This is a genomic window from Gordonia sp. BP-119 (assembly GCF_016924115.1).
In the GTDB taxonomy this organism is placed as follows: domain Bacteria; phylum Actinomycetota; class Actinomycetes; order Mycobacteriales; family Mycobacteriaceae; genus Gordonia; species Gordonia hongkongensis.
On sequence record NZ_JAFFZF010000084.1, the window covers coordinates 1 to 4,119 of the forward strand.

Sequence of the window (4,119 nt, forward strand, 5' to 3'; positions counted from 1 at the left end):
TGGCCACCGCCTGAACCGCGGCACCGCCGCCCCACCTAGATCGATCACCACGACCACACCCCGGAACCGACACATCCCCGCAGCAGGAACCTCAACCCAGGCTGGACCCTAATTCAGCAGGCTCCTAGGGCGAGGTGTACTCGCCCCACAGGTCGTCGACGATGTCGGCGACGTCGGGCGGGAGGCAACTCGCGTTGGGGCACGGCCCCGGCGGCATGGGGGTCGGTGCGATCAGGGTGCCGACTTCGGCGGGAAGTGTCAGCCGCGTGGTTCGTGCGGTCGACGGCTTTCCGGCCGGGCCCAGCGTGCCCCACTGTTCGACGCCTTCGAACCCCGGCACCGTCGTGCACCCCCAGTACAGGTCGTAGGCGCCGTCGGGCAGGACGGTGGACCCGCTCGGGCCCTCGTCGGTGAACACCTCGAGCGCCACGGTGCGCGTGCCGCCCGGCGCGATCAGTGCGCGCGGGTCGACCGGGTTGACGTATCCGAAGGGTGGTCGCGAGTCGCTGTCGGCCACGGACCCGGCCGGGAGCCCGAACATCTTGCACCCGATCACCGCCGTGGACCGGTTCGTGACGGTCACGGTGACCGAGTTGCCCGACACCGACGGTGTGATCGTCACGTCGTCCGGTGCGGCGTTCGCGATCGTGGGGGAGAGGATTGCCGCGGTTGCACATCCGAGTGCGATGCCCAGGGTGCGGAGCAGGTACCTACCGGTCATGGTGTCGAGCCTCTCGTCGGGCGTGCCGGTGCCAGTCTCACCCATTCGGAGCGCATCCACCACCAATGGACAGAATCCTCATCGTCCCGGCGGGCGCAGGTGTCGAACCGTGGGGGGTTGTGAGGCGGCGGGGTCGCTTCCTCAGGCGCTGGCGTACACGAGCAAACCTGCGAGAACCAGTACGTAAGTCAGGCTGCCGGCCACGAGGCCGGTGCCGATCTGGCGGGATGTGCCGGTGACGAGCATTTCCGCGCCGAGGACAAAGAGAAACAGAAACAGGAAGACGTTGGCGACCCACACGAACAGAAACGTGCACGGTGCTGCTGCCAGCGTAATGATCACTGTCATCGGAGTCGCGGGTCCGAAGAATCGGTTGTCGGGTGGCTCATCGCACGGGTTCACGGCCAACCCCCGTAGGGAATGACGGCCACACTCATGGTCACGGTAGCCGTCGTGATCGTGATAACCCAGCTGCGCGCAGCGGGACGTTTGACGATGGCGACGACACACGCGGTGGCCAGCGAGATCGTTACGAGGACGGGGAGAACGCGTGACGTGTCGGAGTTGAGCGCAGCGAGAAAGATCGCGACGGACAGAAGCAACGACACGAGTGTCTGTGCCGCGTAGCTCAATTGGGTTGGCTTGACAGATTCTCCGCCCACAGAGGCGACTTCGTCAGTCACTTCCATGTGACGTTTCTGGGTTGGGCGGAGCCGACAAAGACGATGTCGTGGACGGGCCGTCGCCAGTCTTGACGTAGTCAACGAGTATCAGGATGCCAAGTGCGGCAACGAAGGTGAGGTACGCGACAGTGATCCCGGTACCGACTTGACGAGCCACCCCCCGATTCGCCATGAGCGCGATGCCGACGAATACGAACACGATATTGAGCAATATTCCGATCACCCACAGGTAATTCACCGCAATCAAAGCGAGGGTGATCGCGGCAACGCAGATGTAGGGCGTGATCGGTCCGAAGAATCGGTTGGCCGATTGGCGGTCGTCGCGATTTGTCACATCACACCAGTTATGAGGTAGACGGGCACCGCGGCCGCAATGACCACGCCTCCCCACGAGCGGGTGCGACGAGGTAGGGCAAGGGCGCATCCGATCAGCAACGTCGTCGTGGCCAGCACCAAGGCTATTACGACTCGGTTATCGGCGAATAGGAACGGAACGCCGAAACTCGAACATAGGATCGCAACGACGGTTGCCGTTTGGGCAGCGAAGACGCGTTGACCAGCCTGGTCGTCGGGTGGTGCGTTGCTGCTTGATTCGTTGGTCATGGACGCCGTCCTCATTTTTTGCGGTATCTGTCAAGAACTGTTTTGAATGGTCATTTGGCCTGATTGACCCTAGGAGGGTCGTCCGCACCGCCGAACTCGGTCATCTCGTCGATGGGGTGGGGCGGTGGGCCGTAGACGACAGACCCGGCGTCCTTGGGGAATCGAGATAAGTCTGAGGTGTATTGCCCATAATGATGCTGAGAGGGGAGGTCGCGCAGTGGCCCGTATTCCGTATGATCGCCAGCGTCGTCCTGGAACATTATTCGAGTACGACCGTCAGGCATGTACTGGTACGTCTCCATCGAGGGAAAGTCCGTTCTTTCACCCGATACGCTGGCACCGTCGGCGCCCGGCGTGACAATGGTCTGGCCCCGTACACTCCAACCGATGTCCTCTGTATGAGGTGGCGCCAGGGGATCGGACGCGTCATATTTGATTGCCACGGTACCGTCGGGCAGTTGGCCCGCATGGACGGAAGGTGTTCCGGTCTTGACGTTGCCATCCTCATCGACCGAAGGGTTTTGCCGTGCCACGATCACGCCGTTCTCGTAATCGATGAAGTATGAGACGCGAGCGTCTTCTGGAGCGAAGTTCGGATCGAACCCGCGGGCGTCGCCGAGATTCCTCTTGAGTTCGAACTCGGAGAAGTTCAGCCCTGACACTACGCGCTCGGAGGGAATGAACAGCCCCGTGGCAACGACGCCCTGCCCGGGTACAGGATCGATCTTGATCACGCTGACAACCGGCGGGGCCCCTTTGTTCTTCGGATTGTAACTATGCGGGTCCAATGCAGCGGCGATCCGCCAGTCGTTGTCGCTGACCGGAACTCGATCGTAGACTTCGCGGAATGCGTCCACTTGGTTCGACACGCGTGTCATAGAACCGCTTGATGTGGAGATCGACGCCGGTGTTATTCCGCTCAGCGCAGCCAAAGCGGAGTTGACGGCTGCGCTCGTGTCGCTCACAGCCTGGTCCGCGGCGATACCGAGATTGCGCAAGGCGGTTTGATGTTGAAAGGCGACGTTCGCGTCGTACTCGGCGCCCGGCGGAGCCTTCGCTTTCTCGAAGGTCACCTCGTACTCGCGGCTTCCCCTATTCAGCACATAACCCTGGGACTCTGATGACGTTGTCCCGTTCTCGAGGGCAGTGACTGCTCCTTCGATGGAAAACGCGCCGCGGTTCATCGCATCGGCGAGATCGCCGTATTCGTCCGCGACGCCGCGGAGCCAGCGTGTGATGGCCTCCGCTCGGTCGTCGGCTGGTCCTCTGGCCTTACCCGTCCACTCCGCACCCGTCAGGTTGAGGACTGGGTTTCCAGCCTTGGGTGCCTCGGCGTCGAGACGAGCCTTCATGGCGAACAGTCCATTGGCGATGAACCGGAGTTGATCAGGCGTCCATGCCGTGACCTCGTTGTAGCTCGGCGGCATGCTACCGCGGTCCCCTCTCCGTGACGCCCAGGAGAATTTCGAGCGGAACTGGGTGGTCCGTCAGTGAGCCGGTCCTCGAAGGGAAGGCGATCGCGCTCGAAATGCGGTTCGCTCCGGATTGATCAGTGTCGACGGTGGTGTCGCGGGCGTTGATCACCAACTCAGCAAAAGCAGAGATTGCCTTCGAAGCATTCGACATCGACCTCGTGATCTGCGAATCACCGGAGCTCGCGATATCGCTCATGTCGTCGGTCGCGCCGCGGAATGAGCCGGCGAGCCCACCGAACGTCTGGGTCGCGTAGGTGGTCCCCAGTCCTGCACTGAGGTGCAACCCCCCGATGTTCGAGGCGCACTGTTGTATCTCGATAGCGGCTGTGATTAGCGCCGCCGGATCCACGGTCAGATCTGCCATCGTCTCCCCCCCGAGAGTGTGCGTAGAAGCTAGCACGATCAGCGCATACCAGAACTGTGCGCTGTCAACGTAGTGCGTGATGATCGCGAATGGGGAACGGTATCCACAGGGGCGCAGAAGATCCGTATGACGTGATGCCCGGAAACTGTCAACGGCCAGTTTGATGTCCCCGCTGGTGGCCAGGTGAAAGTCCCCACCCTGTGCGGGATGTTCTAGGTGGGTGGCACCTCCGTTCGGTGTGTCATGCGGTAGGAGTCGCCGTCGGTGATGACG

Annotated in this window: 7 protein-coding genes; all 7 read right to left on the minus strand. The window is 62.1% G+C overall.

Annotated features, from left to right (window positions below):
- Nucleotides 1-124 precede the first annotated feature (124 nt).
- The 7 genes from JW364_RS23845 to JW364_RS23875 all read right to left on the minus strand — a co-directional run bounded on the left by JW364_RS23845 (nucleotide 125) and on the right by JW364_RS23875 (nucleotide 3,846).
- Nucleotides 125-766, minus strand: a complete 642-nt coding sequence (locus JW364_RS23845) for a hypothetical protein (RefSeq protein ID WP_240199554.1) — start codon at nucleotides 764-766, stop codon at nucleotides 125-127.
- A gap of 96 nt (nucleotides 767-862) precedes the next feature.
- A complete protein-coding gene (locus JW364_RS23850; RefSeq protein ID WP_205334485.1) occupies nucleotides 863-1,069 on the minus strand; it encodes a hypothetical protein in 207 nt (68 codons plus the stop codon).
- Between the two features lie 50 nt (nucleotides 1,070-1,119).
- The gene (locus JW364_RS23855) at nucleotides 1,120-1,410 is read right to left on the minus strand and encodes a hypothetical protein (protein WP_205334486.1); all 291 of its coding nucleotides are present in this window, start codon (nucleotides 1,408-1,410) and stop codon (nucleotides 1,120-1,122) included.
- Nucleotides 1,397-1,738, minus strand: coding sequence for a hypothetical protein (locus JW364_RS23860; RefSeq protein WP_205334487.1), 342 nt, complete (start codon nucleotides 1,736-1,738; stop codon nucleotides 1,397-1,399). Before JW364_RS23860 ends, JW364_RS23855 begins: the two co-directional genes overlap by 14 nt.
- Nucleotides 1,735-2,007, minus strand: coding sequence for a hypothetical protein (locus JW364_RS23865; RefSeq protein ID WP_205334488.1), 273 nt, complete (start codon nucleotides 2,005-2,007; stop codon nucleotides 1,735-1,737). Before JW364_RS23865 ends, JW364_RS23860 begins: the two co-directional genes overlap by 4 nt.
- 50 nt (nucleotides 2,008-2,057) lie before the next feature.
- Nucleotides 2,058-3,434, minus strand: a complete 1,377-nt coding sequence (locus JW364_RS23870) for a hypothetical protein (RefSeq protein ID WP_205334489.1) — start codon at nucleotides 3,432-3,434, stop codon at nucleotides 2,058-2,060.
- 1 nt (nucleotide 3,435) lies between these two features.
- Nucleotides 3,436-3,846: a hypothetical protein gene (locus JW364_RS23875; protein WP_205334490.1), complete on the minus strand. Its 411-nt coding sequence runs from the start codon at nucleotides 3,844-3,846 to the stop codon at nucleotides 3,436-3,438.
- Nucleotides 3,847-4,119 lie beyond the last annotated feature (273 nt).

Bases quoted from the DNA above. Each gene is read 5' to 3' on its own strand.
- JW364_RS23845 (WP_240199554.1), bottom strand. From the start codon at position 766: ATGGGTGAGACTGGCACCGGCACGCCCGACGAGAGGCTCGACACCATG.
- JW364_RS23850 (WP_205334485.1), bottom strand. From the start codon at position 1,069: ATGACAGTGATCATTACGCTGGCAGCAGCACCGTGCACGTTTCTGTTC.
- JW364_RS23855 (WP_205334486.1), bottom strand. From the start codon at position 1,410: ATGGAAGTGACTGACGAAGTCGCCTCTGTGGGCGGAGAATCTGTCAAG.
- JW364_RS23865 (WP_205334488.1), bottom strand. From the start codon at position 2,007: ATGACCAACGAATCAAGCAGCAACGCACCACCCGACGACCAGGCTGGT.
- JW364_RS23870 (WP_205334489.1), bottom strand. From the start codon at position 3,434: ATGCCGCCGAGCTACAACGAGGTCACGGCATGGACGCCTGATCAACTC.
- JW364_RS23875 (WP_205334490.1), bottom strand. From the start codon at position 3,846: ATGGCAGATCTGACCGTGGATCCGGCGGCGCTAATCACAGCCGCTATC.